Annotated in this window: 19 protein-coding genes; 7 read left to right on the forward strand and 12 right to left on the reverse strand. The window is 41.1% G+C overall.

All coding sequences use genetic code 11. The annotated features are described in order from the left end of the window. The first annotated feature begins 250 nt into the window (after positions 1 to 250). Complete coding sequence (locus tag BFP75_RS17630) at positions 251 to 1435, forward strand: hypothetical protein (protein WP_099546663.1); 1185 nt, start codon at positions 251 to 253, stop codon at positions 1433 to 1435. A gap of 39 nt (positions 1436 to 1474) precedes the next feature. Here BFP75_RS17630 and BFP75_RS17635 read toward each other — a convergent pair whose 3' ends face one another. Beyond that, the gene (locus BFP75_RS17635; protein WP_099546664.1) at positions 1475 to 4039 is read right to left on the reverse strand and encodes a M1 family metallopeptidase; all 2565 of its coding nucleotides are present in this window, start codon (positions 4037 to 4039) and stop codon (positions 1475 to 1477) included. A 159-nt stretch (positions 4040 to 4198) separates the two neighbouring features. On the opposite strand from BFP75_RS17635, the gene BFP75_RS17640 reads away from it, so the two are divergent. Further along, positions 4199 to 5284: a DUF819 domain-containing protein gene (locus tag BFP75_RS17640; protein WP_099546665.1), complete on the forward strand. Its 1086-nt coding sequence runs from the start codon at positions 4199 to 4201 to the stop codon at positions 5282 to 5284. A 4-nt stretch (positions 5285 to 5288) separates the two neighbouring features. On the opposite strand, the gene BFP75_RS17645 is transcribed toward BFP75_RS17640, so the two are convergent. After that, the gene (locus tag BFP75_RS17645; RefSeq protein WP_099546666.1) at positions 5289 to 5819 is read right to left on the reverse strand and encodes a thioredoxin family protein; all 531 of its coding nucleotides are present in this window, start codon (positions 5817 to 5819) and stop codon (positions 5289 to 5291) included. A gap of 56 nt (positions 5820 to 5875) precedes the next feature. Next, positions 5876 to 7213 (reverse strand): diaminopimelate decarboxylase, encoded by a 1338-nt coding sequence (lysA, locus tag BFP75_RS17650; RefSeq protein WP_262497622.1) that lies wholly within the window; start codon positions 7211 to 7213, stop codon positions 5876 to 5878. A 124-nt stretch (positions 7214 to 7337) separates the two neighbouring features. Here lysA and BFP75_RS17655 point away from each other — a divergent pair, with 124 nt between their 5' ends. The 3 genes from BFP75_RS17655 (at position 7338) to BFP75_RS17665 (ending at position 10030) form a co-directional block, all read left to right on the forward strand. Continuing rightward, on the forward strand, positions 7338 to 7976 hold the full coding sequence (locus tag BFP75_RS17655; RefSeq protein WP_099546667.1) for an LON peptidase substrate-binding domain-containing protein: 639 nt from the start codon (positions 7338 to 7340) through the stop codon (positions 7974 to 7976). A 110-nt stretch (positions 7977 to 8086) separates the two neighbouring features. Further along, positions 8087 to 9280, forward strand: a complete 1194-nt coding sequence (sucC, locus tag BFP75_RS17660) for an ADP-forming succinate--CoA ligase subunit beta (protein WP_099546668.1) — start codon at positions 8087 to 8089, stop codon at positions 9278 to 9280. Between the two features lie 414 nt (positions 9281 to 9694). Continuing rightward, positions 9695 to 10030: a hypothetical protein gene (locus BFP75_RS17665; protein WP_099546669.1), complete on the forward strand. Its 336-nt coding sequence runs from the start codon at positions 9695 to 9697 to the stop codon at positions 10028 to 10030. Between the two features lie 40 nt (positions 10031 to 10070). On the opposite strand, the gene BFP75_RS17670 is transcribed toward BFP75_RS17665, so the two are convergent. Then, the gene (locus tag BFP75_RS17670) at positions 10071 to 10433 is read right to left on the reverse strand and encodes a DUF1456 family protein (RefSeq protein ID WP_099546670.1); all 363 of its coding nucleotides are present in this window, start codon (positions 10431 to 10433) and stop codon (positions 10071 to 10073) included. Between the two features lie 183 nt (positions 10434 to 10616). On the opposite strand from BFP75_RS17670, the gene BFP75_RS17675 reads away from it, so the two are divergent. After that, entirely contained in the window at positions 10617 to 11018 is a 402-nt protein-coding gene (locus BFP75_RS17675) for a hypothetical protein (RefSeq protein ID WP_099546671.1), read from the forward strand. Here the strand turns inward: BFP75_RS17675 and BFP75_RS17680 are convergent. After that, positions 11015 to 12322: a DUF2254 domain-containing protein gene (locus BFP75_RS17680; protein WP_206073571.1), complete on the reverse strand. Its 1308-nt coding sequence runs from the start codon at positions 12320 to 12322 to the stop codon at positions 11015 to 11017. The two genes, BFP75_RS17675 and BFP75_RS17680, sit on opposite strands and share 4 nt — an antisense overlap. 162 nt (positions 12323 to 12484) lie before the next feature. On the opposite strand from BFP75_RS17680, the gene BFP75_RS17685 reads away from it, so the two are divergent. Next, positions 12485 to 12910: an Hsp20/alpha crystallin family protein gene (locus BFP75_RS17685; RefSeq protein ID WP_099546745.1), complete on the forward strand. Its 426-nt coding sequence runs from the start codon at positions 12485 to 12487 to the stop codon at positions 12908 to 12910. A gap of 176 nt (positions 12911 to 13086) precedes the next feature. Here the strand turns inward: BFP75_RS17685 and BFP75_RS17690 are convergent, their stop codons facing one another. From BFP75_RS17690 to BFP75_RS17720, 7 genes are all read right to left on the reverse strand, one after another. Then, on the reverse strand, positions 13087 to 14517 hold the full coding sequence (locus BFP75_RS17690; protein WP_165776629.1) for a M20/M25/M40 family metallo-hydrolase: 1431 nt from the start codon (positions 14515 to 14517) through the stop codon (positions 13087 to 13089). A 227-nt stretch (positions 14518 to 14744) separates the two neighbouring features. Then, the gene (gene uvrB / locus BFP75_RS17695) at positions 14745 to 16736 is read right to left on the reverse strand and encodes an excinuclease ABC subunit UvrB (protein WP_099546674.1); all 1992 of its coding nucleotides are present in this window, start codon (positions 16734 to 16736) and stop codon (positions 14745 to 14747) included. A gap of 191 nt (positions 16737 to 16927) precedes the next feature. Next, positions 16928 to 18358 carry a T9SS type B sorting domain-containing protein gene (locus BFP75_RS17700; RefSeq protein WP_099546675.1) on the reverse strand — a complete coding sequence of 477 codons (1431 nt, stop codon included), beginning with the start codon at positions 18356 to 18358 and terminating at the stop codon, positions 16928 to 16930. A 5-nt stretch (positions 18359 to 18363) separates the two neighbouring features. Next, on the reverse strand, positions 18364 to 20091 hold the full coding sequence (locus BFP75_RS17705) for a T9SS type B sorting domain-containing protein (RefSeq protein WP_165776630.1): 1728 nt from the start codon (positions 20089 to 20091) through the stop codon (positions 18364 to 18366). Positions 20092 to 20227: 136 nt separating this feature from the next. Further along, positions 20228 to 21061 carry an ABC transporter permease gene (locus tag BFP75_RS17710; RefSeq protein WP_099546677.1) on the reverse strand — a complete coding sequence of 278 codons (834 nt, stop codon included), beginning with the start codon at positions 21059 to 21061 and terminating at the stop codon, positions 20228 to 20230. A gap of 9 nt (positions 21062 to 21070) precedes the next feature. Continuing rightward, a complete protein-coding gene (locus BFP75_RS17715) occupies positions 21071 to 21973 on the reverse strand; it encodes an ABC transporter ATP-binding protein (RefSeq protein WP_099546678.1) in 903 nt (300 codons plus the stop codon). 69 nt (positions 21974 to 22042) lie between these two features. Further along, positions 22043 to 25159, reverse strand: a complete 3117-nt coding sequence (locus BFP75_RS17720) for a PA14 domain-containing protein (protein WP_123803503.1) — start codon at positions 25157 to 25159, stop codon at positions 22043 to 22045. Position 25160: the final 1 nt, after the last annotated feature.

Raw genomic sequence — 25160 nt, forward strand, 5'->3', positions numbered from 1 at the left:
TGGGGCACCTGTAGCCCCCGTCCCACTTTAGCCAGGCCAGATGCGACAGGCAGCTGTCCGTGTCCGGGAATTTCTCCATAAAGTCGAAAAGGGACATGCTCTTGAATCTTTGCTCCATGTTCTTGATGTTTGTTTCCCCGAATTTACTACTTCTATCGTTATTGATTAAGTACCTAAGTCAATTGATTATTTAGAAAATTCAAAGCAGATATACTTAAAAAATACTGGGGGCACTGATTTTGAATGGACTGTGGAAAATGATAACAGTTATCTCTTAATTACACCCGGTTTTGGGTCTTTAGCGGTGGGTGACTCCGTTTTGATAACTTCTGAAGTGGATAGGGCGATGTTGGGTACAGATGTATATGAATCATCGTTTAATTTTAAAAACAATAAGGATAATATTTTAGAGGTTCCAACAAGTGTAAAGTCATATAAAGAGGAGAAATGGATATTGGACAATGGTCAAATTGTGGATGCCGAATATGATCGAAATAATGACAAAATAATTGCGGTTTCAGAATTTCCAAACCAAATTCTTAATATTAATCCAGTTTCTCAAGTAATTCAATCATTGGATTTGAACTTACCGCCTACTTGTGTATCTATTAGTCAAGATGGTAATTTAGCCGTAGTTGGTCATGATGGATATATTTCCTATATAAATTTATCATCAATGGAATTGATCCAAATTTACAGTGTCACAACGGACGTATTTGATATTGTTTTGGGACCAAACAATTGGGCATATGCTTTTCCACGTATAGATCAGCATGAACGTATCAGGTGTATTGATTTGTCCACTGGAAATGAGACACAAAACACAGGAAATTCGATTTATGCAGGGACTAGGGCCAAGTTACATCCTAGCGGAAACTATATTTATGGTGCGGATAATGGCATTACTCCATCCGATTTTGAAAAGTATGACATATCTGGAGGCACTGCACATTATCTTTACGATTCTCCATATCACGGTGATTTTGAATTTAGCGGTAATATTTGGATATCGGAATCTGGGGATAAATTGTTTTCTAGAGCCAGGAATGTATTTAACGCTTCAGAGAATCAAACGAATGACATGACCTATAGCGGAAAATTATTAGGTGAGCAAGGAAAACGTATTACTACTATGGATTCCCATGCAGACGCAAATGTAATATATGCCATTGTAGACGAAGGGTTATGGGATTGGGATTATAAACCTGGTAGTATTGTTAGAAAATACTCAGAAGATTTTTTCAATTTTGAAGGAGAGGTTGAATTGCCAAAATTTTTGGGTATTGATAATAATGGCAACAACATCCTCTTTGCATCAAATGGATATTTTGGATTTTTTAACTCATCAGGCACGGAATTTTTTGTAATTGTAAAAGCTGATGAGAAAAATAATTCTGCCGTTAGGTGGGCAGTTTCAACCATAAAGGTTGATTAATCATCAAATGTTACTTTTAACAAAAACTATCCCAGGGATTTAAAGCTTGACGTTTTTTCCCAGGAGTTGCACCCTTCGAAGGTCATCGGCGGCTTGCCATAACTTGTTTTTAAGGGAAGGGTTTAATTCAGGGTTTTCCTTTAAATAGTCCTGCATGATTTGATAGGCTTCCGGGCTGGTATGGTTGCCTATGGAATTACTGAGCCAGCGTTTTGGAAAGAAAATATCGCCTGTTTTTTGTATTTCATCCAAAAGGTCTAAACTGGCCCTAATGTGTTTCAAGGCAAATTCTTGGTGCAGGGGATGATTAATATTATTCAATGCCGATGCGGTCCACGCTTCCTTTGAACGGTTCTTTTCATATTTTAGGGATTCCATAAAGCTGCTTTTGACCGATGCATCCTGGGAAACGGAGGGTAGCAGGAAGTTGAAGCGTTCCAATTTGTCCGGATTGTCAAGGGCATTTTTGGCTTGCTCTAAAATTTCGGCCGATTTAGGATGTTCGTAAAGGGCCAGGTGCAAGGCCATTTCGGTAAAGTCATCCTTATTCAGTCGAAGATTGGATATCTCGATTTTTTTGGACCAAATATCGTACAACTGTTGGATGGAAGCTCCCGTGTAGGCCACCATCTGAAAGGTTGAGAACAAGGTTTTTTTATTGTTCGGGGAAAGGTCCTTTTGCAGCTGGGACCACAAATTATCGGTGAATTTGGATTGCTCCAAGCGCCGTTCTTCTACCGTTAGGTATTTCCAGAATAAGGACCTCAAATAACCTGATAACAAATTCGATAACAATTCATTCTCTTCCAGATACAATCGGTTTTCATAAAAACTAAGTAGTTCCAAAGGTTCCATAGTCCCGTTCAAAGTAGTTTCATAGGCATTTATGTACAAGGAACCTCTAGCGACTTCATCGTCTATAATCGTTATGGTCTCAAAAACTTCTGGATGTATAGGAAATACGCCATATCCCATACCATCCCAATTATAAAAGACCGCCAAGGGTTTTGGAAGTCCGATGGCTTCGGTTACTTTTACGGTGTTTCCGGTAAACTCCAAAGGAAATCTTTGAATGGTATCGGCGTAGATTAAGGATATCTCAAAAATCTGGGGCCAAATATGGTCCGATCCATCTTCTGCCATTTGTCTTAATTCCAAAGATGAGATGCTACCATTGGGAGTATATGATATGCTATCCTTGAAAATGGGTCTTCCCGACCGGTTCACCCAGACATCGCTCCATTCCAGAAGGTCCATATCCGTTAGATTGTCCAAAATTTTCACGAGATCGTTCCAATTAGCGTTTGAGTTTTGATAGGTTTTAATGTATTCCTGAATACCTTTTTGAAAGGTTTCCTTGCCCAAGAGCGCTTCCAATTGGCGCATCATGATAGGGGCTTTGTTATAAATGATACTCCCATACAGGGAACCTGCATTATTTAGGTTTTCCAATTCCTGCCTAATGGGATTCGTACCTTTTGTGCGGTCTTCGCCGTAAGCGCTTGGATAGTGACCCACCGCAAATGACAGTTCATGGTTTATGGAAGGAAATGCGGGATTCACGATTTTGTCCGCCATAAAATTTGCAAACACCTCCTTCATCCAAACGTCATTGAACCAGTCCATCGTAACCAAATCCCCAAACCACATATGGGAAGTTTCATGGGCGATTAGTTTGGCCCTGCCCAGTTTCCTGTTTTCCGTGGCACTGGCGTCCAGAAAAAGCGAACTTTCCTTGTATTGGATGGCCCCCACATGTTCCATGCCACCATATTGAAAGCCCGGAATCGTGGCAAAATCAAGTTTTTGAAAGGGGAATGGAAAGTCGGTATAGTTCTCTAGGAATTTTTTTGAGTTATGGTGCAATTGAAAAATGGAATCTATGCTGTACTTGATTTTTTCTTCATCGGTTTCCCGATATAGCATCTTCATTGGGAAGTTGGCTATTTCCATTTCTTTGGACTCGAATTTTCCGGCCACGAAGGAAAAAAGATAGGTGCTCATTTTGTCCGACTCCCCAAACTGATGTTCTGTAAACCCATTGGAAGTAATTTGATCGAGTTCTGGAGCGGCACAGAGTAATTTCCATGTTTCAGGGGCAGAAATTTTTAGGGTATATGTCGCTTTTAAATTGGGTTGGTCAAAACAAGGGAATAATGTTCGTGCACGGTCTGGAACCAAGAGTGTGTATAAATAGTCCTCATTTCTGTTTAGGGAAAGTTCTCCCGCCAAAAAATCGATTGCTATGGTGTTTTTGCCCTCAGTTAAATGAATAGCGGGAATTGCGATATGTTCGTTTTTGTGATTGATTATTATTTGAGTACCGTTGACCAAAATTTTCTTTAAATGGTCCGTTTCTTCCTTGAAATCCAAATAAAGCGTATCGTTCCCCACAAATTCAAAAGTCAGGTTTTCGTGAGCGGTAATGGGTGTTTTGGTATCATTAGGAATGGTAAAATGGAGATCGTATGTCACATCATTAATGGTGTTCGTCCTCTTCTTGGCCAATTGAATGGATACACCCTGTTCTATCTGGTCATTAGCTTTGTTCGTCCGTTTACAGGCAAATATGAGAACTACAAAAAGCAAAAGGGTATGGCGCATAGGTTTGGTTTTATGTAGAAAAGTAGCGATTATAATAAGATGGTACAAGTCATTTATGGCATTGCTTCAAGAAGAGGTATTTGCCGTATACTTTTTAGTATCTTGTGCGCAATGAGCTTTACAAACCAACCTATATACGTACTAGCTGTACTTTGCTTAATGGTGCTACTATCAATATGGGCAGCTAGGACGGCATGGGGCAAGCCTCTTGGTGCGGCACTTTTGGTCATACTTTTCACAGCTGTTCTGGCCAATTTGAACCTTATTCCATCGGCATCCAATAGTATACCTTTATATGATGGAATCTTTACCTATTTGGCCCCATTATCTATCTTCTATCTTTTGTTGGGCGCAAATCTTCGTGAAATAAAAAAAGCCGGAATTCCCATGTTGGCCCTTTATTTATTAGGTTCATTGGCCACGGTATTAGGAATCTTTATGGCGTGGCACCTTATGGGTCCAGAAAGGGTATTGGGGGAGGATGCCAAGGTAGTGGCGGGCATGTTGACGGGTACATATACAGGGGGCAGTGTAAATTTTAATGCCGTGGCCTTGATTTATGGCTTTCAGGAGAAAGGACTATTGTACGCCGGCACCATAGCTGTTGATAATGTGGTGACCGCCGTATGGATCGTGGCCACGATTGCCATGCCCAAATTATTAAGGGGATGGATCAAAGACAAAAACCTGAGTACCTCAGGTGGCGAGATAAGTGACCAGCACGAGGAAAAAATGGATATTTCATCGCTGGCACTGGTTTTGGCCATTGGTCTGGCGGCCTTGTTTCTTTCTGAAACGATTCAGTCTTGGTGGCCCAAAGTACCAAGTATTTTGGTCATTTCAACCTTGGGAATTGTCCTGGCGCAGTTTTCCTTTATTAAAAAGCTAAATGGGACCCATACCTTGGGGTTATATACGGTATTTCTCTTTTTGGCCGTTATTGGTGCTTATTGTGAGATTGGTGCAGTGCTCGAGCTTAGGCAAGTAGGGTTGGCCCTTTTGGGCTTCACTTTGGTTGCAGTAGCCTTTCACGGAGTGATTATTATAATCTTGGGAGGACTTTTCTTCCGGGATTGGGACATGGTGGCCATTGCCAGTCAAGCCAATGTGGGTGGTGGTGCCTCGGCCATTGCCTTAGCGGAAACTTTTGGCCGTAATGAATTGATTTTGCCGGCCATTTTAGTGGGCACTTTGGGGAGCGCCCTAGGAACCTATCTTGGTTTTTTTGTGGTTTCCGTGTTATAACCCTTTACTTTGCCCCTGAATAGGTCTTCCAATCCTTTTCTTTATAGATATCATCGCCAAAGTATTTGGCAATGTTCAGAAATGGCTCCGGTTTTTGGTAGCCTGGTACGGGAGAAAGCATATTAAATTCTTGGTCCAGAAATATAGTCGTAGGATAACTTAATCTTCCCTGCATCAAGGCGGCGGCCAATTCGTGATAGCCATTTCTTCCCGAAGGCACAAATTTGTAGGTTTTTCCCTTAAAATCGATAGGGTCCTTACCTTCGCCGTCAAGCTTTACCATATAGAAGTTTTCTGTCATGTAGGCAGCTACTTCCGGATTTTGAAAGGTATCCTTGTCCATTTTTTTGCACCATCCGCACCAATCTGTGTAGACATCAATAAACACTTTCTTGGGATTTTTATCCGTGGCGGCCAACTCTGCCGCTTCGTTCCAAGTAAGCCATTTGACTTCTTGAGCCGTGACCCCTAATGAAATAAATAAAAAGGATACTAGAAAAAGGTTTTTGATAAGCAAAACGACGTTAGTACTCATGTTTTAAATGGAGTTAGTCCAACAATTATACCAAAGCTAACGTTTTTTTTGGGTCTTTATTTTACTTTTTCCGTTTGCCTTACTTCAAATAGGTCTTTTACATCTAACTGATTTTTAATCAAATCGTCAAAGGTTTCCCGTTCCCGTATCAAAATGGCCTTTCCCTTATGCCATAAAACCTCCGGTGGCCTAAATCTTGAATTATAATTACTGGCCATAGTAAAGCAATAGGCCCCGGCATTTTTAAAACATAGGATATCCCCTTCAGATATTTCATTGATCCTTCTATTACTGGCAAACGTATCAGTTTCGCAGATATAGCCAACTACGGAATAATAGCGCTCCCTTCCTTCCGGATTGGAAATGTTTTCAATGGAATGGGTGGCACCATAGAGCATGGGCCTAATCAAATGGTTAAAGCCTGTATCCACACTTGCGAAAACCGTGGAGGTGGTTTGTTTTACCACGTTTACTTTTGCCAAAAAGAATCCGGCCTCACTGACCAAAAATTTCCCTGGTTCAAATGCCAAGGTCAATTCCTTCCCGTATTCCTTACAAAAGGCGTTAAATCTGGTGCCCAACTTTTTACCGAGTTCCTCCACATTGGTCTCAATGTCCCCTTTTTTATAAGGTACTTTAAAACCGCTTCCAAAATCTATGAAGTCTAAATTTTTAAAATTCTTGGCCGTTTCAAAAAGTATTTCAGAAGCATATAGAAAGACATCAATATCCAAAATGTCACTTCCCGTGTGCATATGGATACCGTTGATGTTCATTTTTGTGAGCTCAACAATGCGCAATAAATGTGGTATTTGGTGAATGCTGATACCAAATTTTGAATCAATATGTCCTACGGATATTTTAGAATTGCCCCCCGCCATTACGTGCGGATTTATTCGAATACAAACCGGGATGTCAGGATGCTTGCTTCCAAATTGCTCCAGAATGGAGAGATTGTCGATGTTTATCCTAACACCTAATTTGGCAGCTTCCTCAATTTCTTCTAACGAAACTCCATTTGGGGTGAATATAATGGACTCCGGTTTGAAACCTGCCAATAGACCTAACTGGACTTCCTGGATGGAAACGGTATCCAGGCCACTGCCCAAACTGTTCATCAATTTTAGAATGGTAATATTGGAAAGTGCTTTTGCCGCATAATTCAATTTCAAATTCTTTACGGTTCCAAAGGCCTTGGTAAGACGATTGAACTGGGAACTTATTTTTTCGGAATTATACACATAAACGGGGTCTCCGTAGGTTTTGGCGATTTTTAGTAAATCCGCATTGTTCATAGCGATATGATTTTTGGCAAAGCTAGTGGTATCGTGGGATACCCACAAATAATTACATGTAAAATTAAATAATACAACAAAATGTGACAAATATAACATCAAAAAACATCCATTTCTTGTATTCTTTATACTAGCTTCGTAATTTAGAGTGCATTCCTGTTTTCCCAATTGGAAATATGAAATGAAAATTCCCCATAGTTAATCGCCTCAAAGACCTATACACATGAAGCTGCCACTTTTTCCCTTAAAATCAGTGTTCTTTCCTGGGGAGACCGTACCCTTACACATATTTGAGCCCAGATACAAGCAATTGATTCAGGATTGTAGGGAAGAGGCCATTACGTTTGGCATTCCGGTTTTCTTCAATAATAGATTGGAGTATGGAACGGAGGTGCAACTTGTAGAAGTGGTAAATACCTACCAAGGAGGGGAGATGGATGTAGTGTGTGTTGCAAGACAAGTATTCAAGGTCATTCTATTCGAACCTCAAATGGGGGAAAAGTTGTACCCTGGAGGCCATGTGGAATTATTGGAGTACGACTATATCTGCCCTTCCCGGTATAAGGCCGAAGTTGTGAAAAAAATCCAGGAACTCTATACAATTATGGAACTTCCAAATACACCCGTTGACTTGGCAAAGTACAATAGTTTCGTTTTGGCCCATAAAATAGGCTTATCCTACGAACAGGAATTTGAACTGTTGAAAATACCCAAGGAGAAAGAGCGGCTTGCATTTATTCATAACCATTTGGTGACTACTATCAATGTACTTTCGCAAGTGGAAAGAACCAGAAAAATTATAGAACTCAATGGCCATTTTAAGAATTTTGACCCGTTGGATTTCAAAAATATGGAAACCTGATGTAGTGTTGTTTGGAGATATAAGGAGTGCTATATTCAATTAATCTAGTTTAATTTTCAATTATTACCCTGTCTTTCCTATTTTTGCCCAACAAATAAAACTACCCTAATATGAACCTTCACGAGTATCAAGGAAAAGAGATATTATCAAGTTTTGGCGTTCGCATACAAAGAGGAATCGTTGCGCATAGTGCCAAGGAAGCGGTTGACGCGGCGAAACAATTGACAGCGGAAACGGGAACAGGTTGGCACGTAATCAAAGCGCAGGTTCACGCCGGTGGTCGTGGAAAAGGTGGTGGTGTCAAATTGGCCAAAAACCTAAAGGAGGTAGAGGAACTTGCCGGACAGATTATTGGCATGAATCTGGTTACCCCACAGACTTCGGCCGAAGGTAAAAAGGTACACCAAGTTTTGGTAGCTGAGGACGTTTACTATCCGGGAGACAGTGAAACCAGTGAGTTTTACATGTCGGTCTTGTTAAACAGAAGTACAGGTAGAAACATGATTATGTACTCTACAGAGGGTGGAATGGATATAGAGGAAGTAGCGGAAAAGACTCCCCATCTGATCTTTACGGAAGAGATTGACCCTGCAACGGGACTCCTTGGTTTTCAAGCCAGAAAGATAGCCTTCAACTTGGGCCTTTCCGGAACCGCCTTTAAGGAGATGACCAAATTTGTATCGGCCTTATATAAAGCCTATGTGCAGAGCGACTCCAGCATGTTCGAAATCAATCCGGTTTTGAAGACATCGGATGATAAGATTATGGCCGTGGATGCCAAGGTTTCCATCGACGACAATGCTTTATACAGAAGGAAGCAATATGCCGAAATGCGGGATTTACGTGAGGAAAACCCAATAGAGGTCGAAGCTAGGGCCGTAGGTCTTAACTACGTGGATTTGGATGGTAATGTTGGATGTATGGTAAACGGTGCCGGTTTGGCAATGGCTACCATGGATTTGATCAAGATGGCCGGTGGAGAGCCTGCAAACTTTTTGGATGTTGGAGGTACTGCCGATGCAAAAAGGGTGGAAGAAGCTTTTAGGATTATTTTAAAAGACCCGAACGTAAAGGCCATTTTAATAAATATTTTTGGTGGAATCGTTCGATGCGATAGGGTTGCCCAAGGCGTCGTGGATGCTTATAAAAATATGGGTGATAGTATAAAAGTGCCAATTATTGTGCGTTTGCAAGGAACCAATGCGGAGTTGGCCAAGGAAATTATTGACAATTCCGGTCTGGCGGTTCATTCTGCCGTACAGTTCAAGGAAGCTGCCGATAAGGTAGAGGAAGTGCTGAGATAAGTACAACATATCACACGATTAAAGAAAAAGGCAATGTTTTAGTAACATTGCCTTTTTTTATCCATATCAGCTACATATTGCGAATGTTACAACATATAGGTGGATGGGCCAATAGTATTTGAAGGCCTTCCAAAATCCTTTGAAGAAAATGTATCCCGTTCCATAGGTATGTACCGGGATGTGGATTACGCCTGTATTAACCAATTGAAATTTAGGTTAAGACTTTGGTGAACCCGTTTACCGCAAACTTTTCATTGTAACTTTGACGTGTGTTCATAACGGATGATTTTGACTAAAAAAATGTTAAAACAAAGTTTTGTTGTAACATTCTCATTTTTGAGGCGTCTTTTTAATAAATCATCATCAATCAATTATTAATCGACTTTCAGAAATGGAAGTCAAAAACAACAAGTCATGAGAAAATTAAGTTTAGTTTTTGTAGCAGCATTGCTATTCGCAACAGGGAATGTTTTGGCCAACGACACAGAAGGTGTTGAACCGTCAAAAAGTCTTTCAGGTCAAATTACCAAAATGTTGGAGGACAATTCCTTTTCCGATATGGAGTCCGACTTAACAGCGCAAGTACGGTTCACGTTGAACAGTGATGGAGAAATCGTTGTGCTGTCGGTTGACACGGATTCCGTTAATTTGGAAAGATTTGTGAAAGGGAGATTGAACTACCAAAAGGTGGATATTTCCAATGTGGAGGAAGGTAAGCTATATACTGTTCCTGTTAGGATAGCTTCTTAAGTGTTTAGAAATGAAATTAAAAATCCTGGTTCTATTGGAATCAGGATTTTTTTTTGTTCTTGTATTTTCCGTGGCTTAAGTTGGGATCTACGTTTTTCAACTGCTTTTTTTTAAAACTCTTGGATTGGTCAAATTTCTTGGTGGACTCCTTTCCCAAAAGGACCTCCCCTGGATTTTTAGGGTTCTCCCTGGTTCCCCTAAGATGTATTACCAGTCCATTGAGAAAATTCCGTAAAATTTGGTCGCCACATTCCATGTAGTTAGGATGGTCCTCCTTCCTAAAAAAGGCGCCCAATTCACTTTTTGTAATTTTAAAGTCTACCAGTGCAAGTATTTCCACTATTTCATCATCCCTAAGCTTAAGGGCAACCCTTAATTTTTTAAGTACATCGTTATTGGTCATATTTAAAAATTTGATGCAAGGTATCATTAAAATTCTTTATATATAGTAGTTGGAAGAATTTAGGAGGCATTGTGGAAATGATGGCCGGTAGTGTTAAATATCTGTTTTTCATGCTATAAACTATACTATTCTGCCAGTTTTGATGTTATCTCCATAAGAAATAAATGAATAAAGGAAAGTGTTGTGAACACCTTAAAGGAAAAGCTGAGTATTCTTTCTGAAATGATTGCGTTTGCAAGGATAGATAATACCTTAAAGCAATCTGAATATGATTTTCTTTTTAATGTGGCCCAAAATCTTGATATAAGCAAAAAGGAGTTCGATGCCCTTTTTGAAATGGAAGTGGAACATATTATTCCAAAATCCCAAGCAGATAGGTTGGTTCAATTCAATAGGCTTATTTTATTGATGAACATTGATAATGAAAACAATCTTAAGGAAATAGAGCGTCTGCACGATATTGGTCTACGAATGGGATTGCCACCATCGGCTATTGAACAAGTACTGTCCATAATGCACGAGTACCCCAACAAAATAGTGCCTCCTGAAATCATCATCAATATTTTCAAGGCCCATTATAACTAGGACCAAGAATGAAATCCTTCCCTTAATTGGTCAAGGTCACGTTGGTTTTTTATCAATTTTTCCATATCCCCTTTCAAATTATCCGTTTCCAGACGAATGGCGTCACTTTGTTCCGAATTTAAGTTTCTTTCCCCTAACGATGTTAACATATTCAACAGTTTGCCTGTCACCATTATATCGTGGGAGCAATAGGGCCTATATGTGGCAAGGACGTTGTACAGAACTTCTGCAAAGGTGTTTCTTATTATACGTACTTGGTTATTTCCTTCAACATCGGTTAAATACTCATACCCATTGGTTTGCATTAGATACGTGAATAATTCGGTCAGGTAGTCTATGCTGTTCAGGGCCGTTCCGGGGTCGTTGATGCCTGGAGACATGGCTTTAATCCCAATCTCGGAAATCTGTCTAAACCCATATATATAATTTTCGCCTGTAAGTTCTTCTTTTGAAATGATCAACGTCTTTAGAATCTTGCCTTTAATTTCTTCCGAAGTTGGTTTGTTCACAAGAATGCCTTCTTGATCTCTCATGATAAATTGCCCCTTACGGATCACCAATGCGATTTTCAGTTCATTTTCAATACAGATATCCAATAGGTCATCCTTTAAAATTCCCTGGAAATATCCTGTTGTATCCAATAATAGATATGTCCAATTGTTTGCTTCTGGAAACTCCAATGATTTTTTTGTCTCCTCTCTCATTATCTTTAAGAGCCTTTCCTTGGTTTTTGAGTGAATGGAATATAAAATTGTGCCTACCTGTATCGATTGGGATATATTATGAATGAAATAGATAAAGGAAGCTAAGCATATGACCGTAAGTATAATCGCTATCAATACGGAAAATCCCGGTGTCTGATAGGAATAATTTGTGGGTTCTATGGATACTAGAATGAATATGTTATAAAGAATAACCGCAAGGTAGAGTCCCAATACTATTTGGTGCTTTTCATCGGAGATTATCCCGGGTAATACCCTTGGGGAGAAATTGCTGGAAGCTTGGTTCAGTAAAATCATAACCATTGAAAAACTGAAAACCATCAGGGAAATCAGTCCACCAATCAAGGTACTTAATAGCGTTCTGGCGGTTTCCGTGTTGTCAATTACCAGTACGGGGGCAATATCCATTAGATATTCGGAGATGTGTTGTTGTTCCAAATACATTAATACAAATGCGACCAATATTCCGGCTGTTGAAATAATGGTTGGATAGAAGGCTATTTTGCTTCTCACCCTAAAAAAGATATTCTTGATACGGTTCATTGGATTACGTTGCCATAAATCTATAGGGTACGATGTCAAATCTTTATTTATAAAACATTTTAAAAGGACTCTAAAAGAAATAAACGACATATTGGCATACAATAGTAATTAAAAAAAGACATATTGACATATATATTGATGTGGTATGGGATTTGTCTTTTGTTAGGCGAAACAAAGTTTAACCTTAAAAAATATATAGTTATGAGTTTAATTAAAAGAAATGACGTGTTATTTCCTTCTTTGATGAATGAAATTTTCAAACCTGATTGGTTTGGCGGCATGGAAAATTTCAATAGCGCTGTGCCTGCGGTGAACATTAAAGAGCATGAAACAGGTTTTGAACTGGAGTTGGCCGTACCTGGTAGGAAAAAGGAGGATTTCAATATTGAGATCGACGACAGTCTTTTGACAATTTCCTCAGAGGTGAAGACGGAGAACGAAACCAAGGAAGAAAATTACACACGAAGGGAGTTTGGATATTCTTCTTTCAAAAGGTCGTTTACACTTCCAGAATCCGTTAACGAGGAAAAGATAGATGCTTCCTATGAAAACGGTATCTTAAAGTTTACGTTGCCTAAGAAGGAAGAGGCATTGCCCAAGCCTAAGCGCATGATAGAATTGTCATAAAGGTATTATGTAATCCTTAAGCGGGTTTCATGATGTTTGGTTGAGTTGGTTAGTTTAAAAGTGTCCTGAGCGATCAGGGCACTTTTTTATTGACCTCATTTATGGGTGTGCATTGCTAAGGTTTTACATGTAAATCTGAACTTCTGGGGTAGTTTGTTTACTTTCCTGAATAGTATTTACTTGAGTTTTTCGGTAAGAATGGCCAAACAACTCATAATACCTTCCTTGAAATTCCCCAAACGTAAATTCTCGTTGGGTCCGTGGATGGCATTGTCAGGATTCGGAATACGGATGGATACTGCAGGTATTTCCAAGGTTTTTATAAATGGGGCCATGGGTTGTGAGCCGCCCGTGGTGCGCATATTTACGATGTTGTTACCAAAAACCTTGTTCAGGGCGCTATTTAGAAACAGGCCAATGGCACTATCCATATCAGTTCGGAACGGTTGCGAGCCCAAACGATAATTGAAAGATGCCAGTTTAGAATAGGTTGCCCGTTCCTCATTTGAGGGTACGGAACCCACGAGGTGATACCCAAAATTTTCAATATGTTTCTTTAAAAGTTCTACCTGTCGTTCTCCTGGAGTCTCTGGAACCAGGCGCATATCGATTTCAATGATTACTTCGGATGGAATGATGGTCCGAACTTCTTTTTCCACCCATGCCGACTTTATACCCCTGATATTCAAGGATGGATATTGCAAAGCTTCTTGATAGGTGGGCGCTACTTCATCCTGTACGGCAATACCTAGGTTTACCAAGGTACTGTCAAGATTTTCCGGTATCGCGGCCAAACTTCTCTTGTCGCTTTCCGTAAGTTGAACGCCGTTATAAAATCCAGGTATCGTAACCTTGCCGTGTTCATCCTTCATACTGGCAATGAGTCGGGATGCCTCAAAGACGGGATTGGGTGCGAAGTTTCCATACTGGCCGCTATGCAATCCGTATTTTGGGCCGAAAATTTTTATAGTGGCAGTAGCAATGCCCCTTGCACCATAGGTCAAAGTTGGTAAGTTGGATAAATGACGTGTGCCATCCATGATGAACAACATTTCAGCATCCAGCAGTTCCCTATTTTTTGTAACCGCTTTTGGTAGGTCCGGTGATCCCAATTCTTCCTGAAAATCCATTATGACCTTGATGTTATATTCAGGTTTTATTTTTTTCGATTGAAGAATTTGCAATGCTGAAATTAGGGTCATGGCCGGACCTTTGGAGTCGGATGAGGAACGTGCAAAAATGCGCCAATCTGGATCAATGGTTACGTTCAATTTATTGAAGTCGATTACCTCCCAATTACTACCTTTTTTTTCCTTCAAAACCGGGATAAACGGGTTGGGTTGAAACCACTTTGTGGTATCGACAGGTTGACCATCGATCTGCAAATAGAACAAGACGGACTTTCTATTTTTGTGATAAACTTTTTCGGCGAATAGGAGGGGGGCGCCATCCGTTTTGATAGTTTGAGTTTTAAACTTTAATGAAGAAAAAACACTATCACACCAAGCTAAGTTTGTAGCTATTTGTTCTGGGTAATTGCCATCGTTTGGAAGTGTTAAAAATTGTCGTAAATTGAAAGCCGATTCAACAAATTTTTCATCGGTCATTGCTTCAATTTTTTCGGCCGAAATTATTTGTGACCAACTTTTTTGTTGGAGGGATAAACAGGTCCAAATCGCTATAAAAAACCACTTTTTCATTTTAAATCATCGGGAATAAATAGTTTTAGTTTCGTCTAAAAATAGTTGTATGATATTATTATTCAGCATATTATTTGTAATTATATGAATTATCGATTTAGATAAATAAAAAAAGGCGATTTCTAGGATAAATTTTAGGTTTCCTGTTTCTGAAGTGCCTTTATTTCATCCCTGAGTTTGGCCGCCTGCATAAAATCCAACTCCTTGGCCGCCCTCTCCATAGCCTTTCTTTTTTCCCTGATAAGCTTGTCCAATTGATCTTTTGTAAGGTATTCCATGTCGGGTTCGGCCGCCCTCAATTCCTCCTTTTGATAATGATAGGTGGAGACCGAATTTTTAGAAAGTACACTGTCCAAGTTTTTGTTCAGGGCGGTGGGTGTAATATTATTTTCTGTATTGTAATTAATCTGTTTTTCGCGCCTGTAATTTGTTTCGTCTATGGTCCTTTGCATGCTATCCGTAATCTTATCGGCATACATAATTGCCTTTCCATTCAGGTTTCTGGCTGCCCTACCAACGGTTTGGGTCAGCGACCTATTATTTCGCAAAAAGCCCTCTTTGTCGGCATCCAAAATTGCCACCAAGGAAACCTCGGGTAGGTCTAATCCTTCCCTAAGTAAATTGACACCTATCAGCACATCAAAAATACCCTTTCGAAGGTCCTGCATGATCTCCACGCGTTCCAAAGTATCCACATCACTATGGATGTATCTGCACCGTACACTAATACGGTCAAGATACTTGGCAAGTTCCTCTGCCATTCTCTTCGTCAAGGTCGTGACCAATATCCTTTCATCCTTCTCCACACGTTGGTGTATTTCCTCCACCAAATCATCTATTTGGTTTAGACTGGGACGTACTTCTATTATGGGGTCGAGCAAACCTGTTGGCCGTATGACCTGTTCCACGTACACTCCTTGGCTCAATTGCAGTTCGTAATCTGCAGGGGTGGCACTTACATAAATGACCTGGTTTTGTAGCGCTTCAAATTCTTCAAATTTTAAGGGCCTATTGTCCATAGCTGCAGGTAAACGGAAACCGTAGTCGACCAAATTTACTTTTCTGGAGCGATCGCCTCCGTACATAGCATGAACCTGCGGTACGGTCACATGGCTTTCATCGATGACCATTAAATAGTCATTGGGAAAATAATCCAACAGGCAGAAAGGTCTGGTTCCTGGTTCCCGACCATCCAGATATCTCGAATAGTTTTCTATACCGGAACAGTATCCCAATTCCCTGATCATTTCTAAATCAAAATTGGTGCGCTCCTCCAATCTTTTGGCCTCAAGAGGTTTTCCTATTTCCCTGAAATACTCGATTTGCTTTACCAAATCATCCTGAATTTTATGAATGGCGTTTTGAAGGACATCCTGGGAAGTTACGAACATATTCGCAGGGTAAATGTTCAGGTTTTCATAGACTTCCAGAACATTATTGTTAAACGGGTCAAAGGCTTCTATCTCCTCGATTTCGTCCCCAAAAAAATGAATTCTAAAGGCATGGTCTGCATAACTAGGGAAAACATCCACTACATCCCCTTTGACCCTAAAGTTCCCGTTTCTAAAATCTGCCGTGGTCCGGGAATATAGGCTTTGCACCAATTGGTGCAGAAACTTGGTTCTGGAGATAACCTGGTCCTTTTGAATCGATATGACATTTTTTTGGAATTCGATGGGGTTTCCAATTCCATATAGGCATGAAACTGAGGCAACTACCAATACGTCCCTTCTTCCCGACAAGAGGGAAGAGGTAGCACTGAGTCTCAACTTTTCAATGTCCTCGTTAATGGATAGGTCCTTTTCAATGTAAACGCCACTGTTTGGAATGTAGGCTTCCGGTTGGTAGTAATCATAATAGGATACGAAATACTCTATGGCATTTTTTGGAAAAAATTGCTTGAACTCGGAATATAGCTGTGCCGCCAAGGTTTTGTTGTGGGCCAACACCAATGTGGGCCTTTGAACTTCCTCAATGACATTCGCAATAGTAAACGTCTTACCTGAACCGGTTACACCCAACAGGGTCTGATACTTTTCACCTTGCCTGATCCCGTTGGAAAGTTGTTTTATTGCATTGGGCTGATCTCCAGTGGGACTGAATTCCGATACTACATTGAATTTCATCTGCTGCTATTTATCGTTCTTTAAAAGGTCAGATGTAATATGCCAAAAATCATCTAGGCAGGCTTTAAGATTTTTTATGGCTCATTTCATAGTATAAAAGTACGAAAGACTACGGCTATTGTTAATGTTGCGGACACATTTCTTATCAAAAAAAAGATTTTTTGGAGTTGAGTAATAGTTAAGATATCCAATCAACGTTTGAGCGTGAAGTGCCCTCTTATCTCTTTATTTGTAAATGAAATTGCCCTGAACCAATAATCCGAAGCGGGCATTTGCCTCCCATTGAATGTGCCGTTCCAGCCTGTGGATTTTGGGTCGATCTGTGCCAGAAAATTACCGAAGCGATCAAAAATATGAATCACCTCATAAGGTATTTCATCAGAATTCTCTGATTGCCTATACTGCCAAAAATCGTTGGTTCCGTCCCCATTAGGTGTGAAAAAGGCAGGAAAATCCTGTGGTGACAATTCTTTTTCTATAGATCTTTCCGCAATTCCGCAGCCATTAATATCCCTAACGTAGACGGTTCTTTCCCCAGGTTCAACATTCATGAAGACCGGACTATTTTGAAAAGTGGAATCCGTACCATCCAGTGAATACTCGAAATTTCCGGCACCTTCCGTTCTAATATCCAAGGTCAATCCAGAATTTTGCCGGGTAATCAACACGTTCGAAATTATAGGAGGTTGCGAATAGACGACCTCAAAATTTTTCGAAACGGGACATTCTATGGTTGCCCCAAATTGATTTAGGGTATTATACAATTCCAAGCGGTAATCCCCTACTTGCTCGTATCTGAGTTGCGATGTTTCTGAAACTATAGTTTCGGACCCATCCGAATCGATAAAAATCCAACGATATCCCCTAGCACGATCGGGAGCTGTTATAAGGCCAAAATCCTCATTTTCACAAAGTGCTATTTTATCAGGAATGGAAATAGTAGGAAAATCCGAATCCTGACAACTTACCGTGGGTGTCCCCGTGGTGAAACTTTCCTCTATACATCCCGTGGCCGCGCCATTTTCATTTAAAGGAACGATTAAAACATAATATTCCTGATCCAATTCAAGGTCATCCCTAAAACCGTATACCAGTCTATTTCCAGTCAATTCATTATTGACCATATCGTAATTGCCAGGAGAGGTGCCAACGGAAATTCTGTAGTCCGTTGCACCAGGAGCATATTCCCATTGAAGGTTTGTATTCACCCTAACTTCTGTTTCATTATTTTGTGGGTTGAATAGTCTCGTGCATTGGGGTGGATCCGTAACCCTTTCTGTAGTAAATACTCTTAACGGGCAAACTCTTATGGGAGCATCCGGAAGAAATAAACTTATGGTAACATAAATTACGGTGTTAGATGGTAGGCCCACTTCAGGTTGATAAAAATTATTGAGCCCGGAGGATCTTCTGTTTATAATTTCTCCACCTCCGGGAGTGGTTCCTAATGATACCAAGTACCCTATGATACCATCGACCGCCGTCCATTGGATTAGATTGTCAACGGGAACGTCTATATCTCCATCCAATGGGGAAATTAGGGTAGGGCATTGTTGGGCATTGACATGCATCTGGCAAAAAAACCACAATGCTAAAAGTAAAAATGTAGGTTTTACGCCCATAAAATCTACCTTTTTAATATAAAATAGCCTTTTACCTCTTTGTTGCCTTCAAACTGAGCCTTAAACCAATAATTGGATTCAGGAAGAGCTTTGCCGTTCAACCTACCATCCCAGCCCAATGAATCAGGATGTAATTGTGCCAGAAGGTTGCCGTATCTGTTGTAAATATATATACTCATTAGGCGGTCATCACCCGGTTTGGTTTTGACCCTATACTGCCAAAAATCATTGGTTCCATCCCCATTTGGTGTGAAGAATTTTGGAAAGCCTTCAACGGTCAAATCTTGTTGTATTGTTTTCTCGGTTACGCCACAGCCGTTTATATCCCGAACATAAACAGTATGGGTTCCAGGGGTAATTCCGCTGAAGTTATTGGAAGCTTGATAGGCACCTTCTGGATTATCCAGGGCAAATTCATAGTTTCCATTACCTTCCACTATGACCTCAAAATTCAAACCATCAAACACCTCCGTTACCCGAACGTTTTCAATGGTTGCAATAGAGGATTCTTCTACCCTAAATATTTTTGACGTTGAACATTCAATCGCACCGGAAGAACCATCAATTACATTATATATTTCATGGATATAATCGCCGGCTTGATCAATTGAAACGTCCCTCTCGATTGAAATCAGGTCTTCGTTTCCGTTTAAATCTATTCTATACCATCGATATCCGTCGGCCTCATCGGTAGCTGATACAATAGTATCGCTGTCGTTTCGGCAAATTCCTATCGTATCCGGAAAAGTAATCTCAGGGTTTAAAACAATCAATTCATTTGTTATAGGGTGAAAGTAGGGCCCACACCCCAGTAAGGTAGAAAAAGTTTCCTGGGAGCAACCAATCGCTTCACCCGCATCATTGAAAGGTACTATTTTGATAAAAAAAGTTCGGTTGGGCTCAAAATCGATAACCATTGTGGACGTCCTGAAAAATGCGGCATTGTTCAATATATCGGTCTCAAATGGATTAGTACCTATAGAGACTCGATACCCAGTCGCATTGGGTACTTCATTCCATTCCAAGATAGGACTTAAGGGTACATTTCTTTCGCCGTTAAATGGAGTAATTAGATTGGTGCAAACAGGCAAGACTGCCTCGCGGGCTGTCGTAAAAACAAATGTAGTGCAATCCAATGCCGCATCAATCCTATTGTAAGGTGCTATGGTTACATAAATAGTTGTCTCTGTAGGTAGGTCGCTAGTTGGGTTATAGCTAAGAGTATTTCCAAGATCGGTAGTTGGAACAAGCTCGTTTCCATTTGGTGTCGTTCCCATCGTGAAGAGATACCCAGTGGCACCAGGAGCATAGGCCCAAGAAATATTAGTGGCGGTATTTACATCTATAGCATTGTTCGTAGGATTGGAAAGGAAAGTACAACCAGGTGCTTCGGATAGTGCAGCAGTTGTAAAACTTTGGCTTTCGCACGTAATATTGGCTTGGTTGAAGAAGAACAGGGTTATGGTGACAAAGACTTGTGTATTCTCGGGTAAACCAGTGGGAGGGGTATATCGATTGGACGATCCAACGTTTAGTTCGTCCAAAATGTCCCTGCCTCCTTGGGTAGTCCCTAGGGAAATGATATACCCGGGTACACCCTCAATAGTCTTCCAAGATATGGATGCTGTTGTGGCGACCTGATTTTCTCCGTTAAGCGGGCCTACCAATGCCGGACACTCCTGCGCCAAAATACTGGAATTAGAAAATAACATCAACATTATAAATATCGGCATAGCCAATACGTTACATATTGATGAACCCTTTTTCATTTTCATAGCTTGTTTGCAAACAATACAATATACTACAAATTGAAAATTTTAAGGCCTGAAAACATGTTAAATAGGGTAAAACATCGATGTTCTACCTATTTTATAGATCACGTTTTTTTAGCAATATAAAGGACGAATAAATGAAAATTGCGGTCCAAGTGATAACAATTAAAAATTCCCACCAGTGAACGTGGTAATTAAGATTGATATGCTCACCAACTTGATCTGCTACCGTCTGAACGGCTTCCAGCCGGGTAAAGGGCTCCTTGATAAGATTAAACATGGATTGCAAGGGGAAAAAGCGCATGATGACCTCTGCAGTTTCCCGCCCAAATAGTTTCCATTGCATGAGACCTGCGGCAATACCTTCAAAAATTTGCCACAAAATCAAAAACCCCAACGCAAAGGCAGAACGTTTTACTAGGATTCCCAGAAAAAGACAGAATGAGAAGAAGCCCATCAGTTTAAAAAAGAAGGCGGCCAAAAATTCCAAATCTGAAAATATGATGGACAGTTCGTCATAATCAGAATAAACAAGTCCCAAAATCAAGGAAACAATGAACACAAAGAGCGTAGAGGCGGCGGAAAATGAAACTACAGTTAAGAATTTGGATAGTATGAACTCTTTCTTTGAAAGTCCGTCGATCAAATTCTGTTTAATAGTCTTATTACTGTATTCGTTGGACATCATGGAGACAATGACAATGGCCAAAAATAGCTTGAAAAAGGCTGTAACAAAAGTGTTGAAATGCCATATATAGGGAAAATTGAAGATGCCAATTTCGGCCAAATGGAATTTAACCGGACCAATATCAAACTTTATTGCGGCAACTAGCGCTATAGAGGTTAGAATGAAAAAATAGGAAATAATCAACACCTTGCTGGCCCTATTGTTCCAAAGTTTTATGAATTCTATCTGCAAAAGTCGTATCATGTTTTTGGCTTAGTTTGATTGATTTTTGGTCAAGGTCAGGAATTGCTCCTCAAGGCTTTCCTTTCTTTTTACAAGGTGCGATAGCACAATCCCTTCTTTGTAGAGTGCTTCATTTAGGGATTTTGCATCCATTTCCTCTTTTAAAAAGGCCGTTATCAAGCCATTCTCATGCTTTATTTCACCGAATTTTTTGTGGAATTCTAATGCTACGGCCAGTTTTTCCATGTTGTCCGATTTTAGTTCAAAGAACCCATAAGTGGCCATCATGCCATCGACCAGGCCAGAATATAACTTTTCCCCTTTTCTGAGTATGATCACATGGCTGCAGACTTTTTCGACCTCGTCCAATAAATGGGAAGCCAGAAGAATGGTGGTTCCTTCAGAGGCTATTTTTTTTATGATTTCCCGGATTTGGTGAATACCTTGGGGATCTAAACCATTTGTAGGTTCGTCCAAGATTAAAATTTCAGGATCATTGAGTAGGGCAGAGGCAATGGCCAAACGTTGTTTCATACCTAAGGAATAGGTACTGAACTTACTGTTCCTCCGATCTAAAAGGCCTACCAATTCAAGCTTTTCATCAATTTTGCCCGTGTCAACCTCTTTAATCTTACATACCAATTTCAGGTTTTGGACGGCCGTCATGTACGGATAGAAATTGGGCCGTTCGATTATCGCCCCTACTTTTTTCAAGGCCTCATGAGTAGAAGTGTTACCATCAAACCAATAAAAATCGCCGCTCGTTTTGTTCACTACGTTTAGGACAATACCCAAAGTGGTGGATTTTCCACTTCCGTTGGGGCCTAGAATACCATAAACATTGCCTTTTTCAATTGAAAAGGACAAATCTTTTACGGCGGTCAAATAACCAAATTTCTTGGTAAGATTGTTAACAGTAAGTATAGTGCTCAAAGCAAGTAGTGTTTTTTGATTGATTGTACTTACTTGACGAGCCAGTATAAGATTTGTTACAATAAAAGCCTAATTCTTGTTGACCCTAATGGTTATTCTTCGATTGGTGATGATGGTCCTTGGGCCTACTGTTAGTGTTGCAGGGGCAGAGACCGTATTTCCGCATACAAAGGTGTCGCTGGTAATGAGGACCCGGTACTGATATCCGTTCTTGTCTACTTCCGGGGTTATGACGGTCAGGGTGTTTGTTGTTGTTCCGCTATAATCGGGTCCATCGCTAATATCCATAAAGGTGGTGCCCCCATCAGTGCTTACCTGCCATTGGTGGGTGTCACCGTTATCTGTTATTGAAAAGGTGTCGTTGGTATTTACAAAGGTTTTGGAATCCAAGGGCTCAACGCTTATGACAGGCACTGCCCCTGTTTCCTGAAATTCAAATGTACCATTGGTATCCACATCGGCAGGGGTAGGGTAGGCCGCGGCAATAACTGTTCCGTCAGGGTTTACGGCAGGTACCCCAGAACCGTAGACCATGTCATCGCCGCCATCGGCATTGGAGTCGTTATAGGCCTCATTGGAGTCGGAGCAGCTGTCATTGTCCGCATCAAGATCAAGATGGTCCGGGAAAGCATCGGCATCGCTTCCACAGGAGGAAGGGTATAATATTGAAAAGGGAATGTTCTGTTTTGCTATGGATGGACCTTGATATTGCACGATGAGATTATCACCCCCAGTGCGTTCGAAAAACACGATTTCCAGCCAATGAAATCCAGCCGCAAGCGAAATAGTTCCGGATTCCTCGTTCATGGCATGAAGGCCGTCATTGTCAACCACTTCAAGGGCATCAATAAACAGCTTTGAACCATCATCTGAATTTGTAAAAAAGGTATAGCTGCCGCCCGTGGCGATTTCAATATAACCGGTATACCGAACCGAATACGTTTCGCCATCCCCAGGCGTATGGGTGGCCGCCAGACCGGATACATCGATGTTGGTTGCCACTCCGGTTGCAAGTGCCCCAGAAGTAGGAATATTATCTACCGTATTGCCTGCTGGCGACACATTGTAAAATTCATAATCCAAGCCTCCTGAGCAACTATTGAGTTCCGTAGCGTCATAAATTCCATCGTTGTCATCGTCTTCATCCGAAATATCGACAATGCCATCATCGTCAAAATCGTTATGGATAATGACGGATACGTTTGGATTGTCCGAAGTGATATTGTTATCGGTTTGATCCTGACTGTTGGTGACCGAATTGGTGACCGAGACCGCAGGAACAATCGAATTGTTTGCATGCGCTACCACTGTAATGGTCATCGTTTCCAACTGACCACTGTTCAAAGTGCCAACGTTCCAATTGGGAGCTGTCCAACTGCCTTGCGATGCAGTGGTCGAAAGAATGGAAAGTCCGGATGGTATAGGGTCTGAAACAACAAGATTGGTAGCCGGGTCAATACCCAGATTTTCGACCGTTATGGTAAAGGTTACATTATTCCCTTCCGATATGGTCGTAACATCCGCAGTTTTATTGAGCACAATATCGGGGTTACAATAATAAACCGCTATGGAATTCGAGTCATAACTACAAGGACCTCTGGTGACCCTTAAGTAATAATCTCCCGCCGTGGTTGCCGTATAAGACGATGACGTGGCACCAGGAATCAAAGCCCCATCGCTATACCATTGGTAGGCATCAAAGACTTCGCCCGATGCAATTTCCAATATGGCACCTGGAAGGCAACTGTTGCCCGTAATTTGTAGATCGATATTCGGGACCGTATCAAATCCCGAATAATATCCGGCCAGACCCCTTGCTCCATTGAAACCAAAAAAACCAACGGCTATGGGTCCGGTGGATTGTACGCTAACATTACCCGTTAGACTGGGAAGGTAAAAGGTTTTCCAATCTGTAGTGCCGGCAACAGGTGAGGAGGCAGGAAGTGTTACAACACCTCCACCATCGGTTACTGTGATGTTGGCATCCGGCGTGGTCGTAGCGGCAATGATGGTCACTCCGCCCGTAATTGCCACTCCCGCCGCATCCGTAATGCTGGGAATGTTGTCCATCGTATCGGGCAGAAGACAATTTACCGGGGCCACAAAATTCAGGCCTTGGGTATACGCTGCTGTTGAGCCACCAACACATTGGTAAGCATAGACATCTTTTGAGGTTTCTATATACATGTTCGCCCCTACGGAGTTTGAAGAATAGTTGCTACTCGGTACTTCTATAAAATCACCCTCATTCAACGTAGCGATTGGTGTAGGGGACCCATTGACGAATACTTGGGTGTTGTTCTCCGTTGCAATGATCAATGGAAACTCCGTCCATCCGTTACTATTACCATTTCCCCGAACAAAAATATATTCCTTGCCCAATCGGTTTTCGGGTACGGGTTGGTCTATACCCGCATCCCTGTTACTATTGCCTACTTGTCTACCATAATTCAGGGAGCCGTTGCTAATGACGATATCCTTATCGGCAACGATGGAAGCTCCGATCCATCCCCTTTCATGTGCCAAGGTAGGAGAGTTTCCGATATAGGTTTCATAGACGAAGGACTCATTTGCATCCAAGGTAATCGTGTGGGAGTTTGCCGTAATTCCGGCTCTATTGTTGCCCACCCGAAATTCACAGTTGGGGTCATAACCCGAAAGGGTAATGGTTGTATTATCTTCAGTGGCCATAATCCCCAAGGTGTTCGATTTGGAAACATGGCTGCCCAGATTGGGTACACCGCCCCACTTAAAATTGGTTCCCATAGCTACCCGACCCTTCGAGGTCAAGGAGGCCGCTTGGGAACCAGACCGACCCCGATAGTTTACATAAAAATTTTGCCCACCGGTAGACTCAAATCGAAGTCCGCTATTGGTCAATACCACTCCGGTACTGTTATTGGTCACCAAAGTGATATCATTATCACCATTGGGAAGGTTATAGATAGCAGGTGCCACATTGGAAATACTAAACGAATTAATGGGAACGGGATTCGTACCCCGATATACATTTACGGTAAACGCTGTAGTTTCCGGTGTTGAAAGGTAAACGGCCTGTTGTTGAATGGCCCCATTATTCTGTCCTTGCCGTAAAGGTGGTAAATAATGTAGGTCGCTCAATTGGGCATGTGAATATCCTACAACTAAAAAAAGTACTAATAAAAGTATCTTCTTTGAAGGGTACACG

The sequence above is a fragment of the Maribacter sp. 4G9 genome (assembly GCF_002742265.1).
In the GTDB taxonomy this organism is placed as follows: Bacteria; Bacteroidota; Bacteroidia; order Flavobacteriales; family Flavobacteriaceae; genus Maribacter.

Bases quoted from the DNA above. Each gene is read 5' to 3' on its own strand.
- BFP75_RS17635 (WP_099546664.1), bottom strand. From the start codon at position 4,039: ATGCGCCATACCCTTTTGCTTTTTGTAGTTCTCATATTTGCCTGTAAA.
- BFP75_RS17640 (WP_099546665.1), top strand. From the start codon at position 4,199: ATGGTGCTACTATCAATATGGGCAGCTAGGACGGCATGGGGCAAGCCT.
- BFP75_RS17645 (WP_099546666.1), bottom strand. From the start codon at position 5,819: ATGAGTACTAACGTCGTTTTGCTTATCAAAAACCTTTTTCTAGTATCC.
- lysA (WP_262497622.1), bottom strand. From the start codon at position 7,213: ATGTTATATTTGTCACATTTTGTTGTATTATTTAATTTTACATGTAAT.
- BFP75_RS17655 (WP_099546667.1), top strand. From the start codon at position 7,338: ATGAAGCTGCCACTTTTTCCCTTAAAATCAGTGTTCTTTCCTGGGGAG.
- sucC (WP_099546668.1), top strand. From the start codon at position 8,087: ATGAACCTTCACGAGTATCAAGGAAAAGAGATATTATCAAGTTTTGGC.
- BFP75_RS17665 (WP_099546669.1), top strand. From the start codon at position 9,695: ATGAGAAAATTAAGTTTAGTTTTTGTAGCAGCATTGCTATTCGCAACA.
- BFP75_RS17670 (WP_099546670.1), bottom strand. From the start codon at position 10,433: ATGACCAATAACGATGTACTTAAAAAATTAAGGGTTGCCCTTAAGCTT.
- BFP75_RS17685 (WP_099546745.1), top strand. From the start codon at position 12,485: ATGAGTTTAATTAAAAGAAATGACGTGTTATTTCCTTCTTTGATGAAT.
- BFP75_RS17690 (WP_165776629.1), bottom strand. From the start codon at position 14,517: ATGACCGATGAAAAATTTGTTGAATCGGCTTTCAATTTACGACAATTT.
- uvrB (WP_099546674.1), bottom strand. From the start codon at position 16,736: ATGAAATTCAATGTAGTATCGGAATTCAGTCCCACTGGAGATCAGCCC.
- BFP75_RS17700 (WP_099546675.1), bottom strand. From the start codon at position 18,358: ATGGGCGTAAAACCTACATTTTTACTTTTAGCATTGTGGTTTTTTTGC.
- BFP75_RS17705 (WP_165776630.1), bottom strand. From the start codon at position 20,091: ATGCCGATATTTATAATGTTGATGTTATTTTCTAATTCCAGTATTTTG.
- BFP75_RS17710 (WP_099546677.1), bottom strand. From the start codon at position 21,061: ATGATACGACTTTTGCAGATAGAATTCATAAAACTTTGGAACAATAGG.